The 2,304-nt window shown below is 53.8% G+C and carries 3 protein-coding genes; 2 read left to right on the top strand and 1 reads right to left on the bottom strand.

The genetic code is table 11. The features are described from left to right. Together BSG20_RS35140 and BSG20_RS35135 are read left to right on the top strand one after the other, a co-directional pair. The coding region (locus tag BSG20_RS35140) for an ATP-binding protein (RefSeq protein ID WP_244551855.1) at positions 1 to 1,006 on the top strand (1,006 nt) is incomplete at its 5' end. Positions 1,007 to 1,191: 185 nt separating this feature from the next. Then, on the top strand, positions 1,192 to 1,914 hold the full coding sequence (locus tag BSG20_RS35135) for a response regulator (RefSeq protein ID WP_093041990.1): 723 nt from the start codon (positions 1,192 to 1,194) through the stop codon (positions 1,912 to 1,914). Positions 1,915 to 1,917: 3 nt separating this feature from the next. On the opposite strand, the gene BSG20_RS35130 is transcribed toward BSG20_RS35135, so the two are convergent. Further along, positions 1,918 to 2,166: a plasmid pRiA4b ORF-3 family protein gene (locus tag BSG20_RS35130; protein ID WP_244551854.1), complete on the bottom strand. Its 249-nt coding sequence runs from the start codon at positions 2,164 to 2,166 to the stop codon at positions 1,918 to 1,920. Between the last annotated feature and the right edge of the window lie 138 nt (positions 2,167 to 2,304).

Here is a 2,304-nt window from a genome sequence, read left to right as displayed (position 1 = left end):
AGGCTTACTTCAACGCGCTGACACCGATGATGGCGGCAGCATAATCGAGGCGGAAATCCACTTAGCAAAACGCCCGAAACTGTTCAGACAAACCGGGCCAGCTCTGAGAGCCGAAACAATGAAGAACATCTCATCCATACCACACTTCTCTTCAAAGCGAGCGCAAGCCGACATCATGGCGGCGGCAGAGGCATTCGCGGACGGGCATGTACTCGCGGGGCTTCTGGTCCACGAGTTTAACAATCTTCTAACGCCGATTATCGGCTATGCAGAGTTGGCCGAAAACGCGTTGAGATCGGGATCGTCCTCGCGCATGTACGTAGAGCGAATTCGGGACGCTGGTGATCGAGCAAAACGCGCCGTTGAACGGATCCTCATGTCAGACATGGGGGATGAGGGATTCAGTAGCTTCGACGCCGCAGCGGCCATCAGAGAGATCCTACCAGACTTGGAATTATGCATTCCGTCTTCTGGTCGGATTCAAACCAATCTTCCCAATCGCGCGGTCTGGCTAGACGGGAGAGAGATTACCCTGCAACAGGTTGTGATTAATCTCTGCAAGAACGCTGGCGAAGCTATGAAGGCAGGCGGGACAGTTACAATTAACCTTGACAATTGTGAACAGATCTCTGCGCGCAACTTGTCTAGAGGGCGGCTAGAGCCCGGCGAATATGCGCGGTTGAGTGTCTCTGACACAGGTCCTGGCATCTCCCCTTCGTTCTTAGAGAGTATATTCGATCCATTTTTTACGACAAGATCGAGGGAAGGCGGCTCAGGATTGGGATTGGGATTGGCCTTGGTGCAGCGTGCCGTCAGGTCCTGGGGTGGTGCCATCGATGTTCACAGCAGTTTGGGCAAAGGGACTACTTTTGAATTGTTCTTACCTTGCAGCACCTGCCCGGTGCGCGCGGCAGAGGCCGACACTCGACGCAACAACGAAATTGAAAGGGCCCCTGCGCGGCAGGGTACGGCAACGACCGGATGGCAAGATCGCGGAAAGTCATGAAGATCCTGTCAGGCGAAATGAGAAACTGAGGGGTCAAATCTTCACTTCGCTTGACAGATCCAGCTGTCTAGCTATCGGTGACACCGCGACGGCCACTCGGACTGCAGACGCCGCTCCAATTCTGCCAACTCACCTATCCATCAGGTGATGTCATCCGAGAGTGAACTTTAGAAGGATTTGCTACGATGTCCATTCAGGCTGCGCCAACGATTGTGATTGTAGATGATGACACCGACGTGATTGCTATGGTGTCTGACTATCTTCGCGAGAAGGGTATGAAAGTCCTTTCTTCGGCGACCGGACGAGGACTGCTCCGGTTTGTCGAGGCTAGAAGACCCGATCTGATTCTCTTGGATCTTATGCTCGGTTCGGAAGACGGGCTTCAAATACTACGGGAACTTCGCGAACGATCTAACGTGCCGATAATTATTGCCAGCGGGCAGCGCAAGGAGGAGATCGATCGCATCAAAGGGCTCGATCTGGGCGCTGATGACTACGTTACAAAGCCCTTTGGGCTTCGAGAACTCCTAGCTCGGATTAACGCTGTGCTCCGGCGCCAGGAAAGCGATTATAGCCGTCGGAAGCGAGCTGGGGTTACCTACCGGTTTGGTGGCTGGGAACTTCGCGCCAAGACTCGCGAGCTCCATGATCCGAGAGGCGAGGCGGTTCGGCTGACTAAAGTCGAACACGCGTTGCTCGTGGCCCTCTTAGATAAACCTCAGATTCCGTTGGCTCGCGAGCATCTGCTACAATCAACGCGGATTCATGAGGACATTTTTGACCGGAGCATTGATGTTCAGATCCTGAGGCTCCGAAAAAAACTCGAATTAGACGCGAGCTCGCCACGCATGATATTAACCCAGCGGGGACGCGGCTATGTATTCGCACTTCCCGTGGAGAGAGATTAGCTCTTATACGGCATCTTGCTGAATTTTGATCATTTTAGCGACACGGTCTTGAATGATATCAACGCTTAAATCTTCTGGGTCAAAGCGGCCACCATACCAACGCACGAACTCTCGATGCTGCGCATGTCGTGGCTTCGCCATGACGTTCAGGAATTCCTCGAACCCCGAGGTGCTGCCAACATCTTCCGGCGGCTCTCTGCGCTCACCATCGATGAAGCGCGGATATTCGATGCTGGGGTTTCCATCCTCCACTGCCTCGACCGTGATAGTGTGCCGCCAGTTATCAGAGCTGGCTCGGTTTGTCTGAACAGTTTCGGGCGTTTTGCTAAGTGGATTTCCGCCTCGATTATGCTGCCGCCATCATCGGTGTCAGCGCGTTGAAGTAAGCCT

The sequence above is a fragment of the Rhizobium tibeticum genome (assembly GCF_900110205.1).
Taxonomy (GTDB): domain Bacteria; phylum Pseudomonadota; class Alphaproteobacteria; order Rhizobiales; family Rhizobiaceae; genus Rhizobium; species Rhizobium tibeticum.
This window is presented reverse-complemented; position numbering and strand designations above follow the sequence as displayed.

What these genes read in the sequence shown, in the direction of transcription:
- BSG20_RS35135 (WP_093041990.1), top strand. Translation starts at nt 1,192, where the DNA reads ATGTCCATTCAGGCTGCGCCAACGATTGTGATTGTAGATGATGACACC.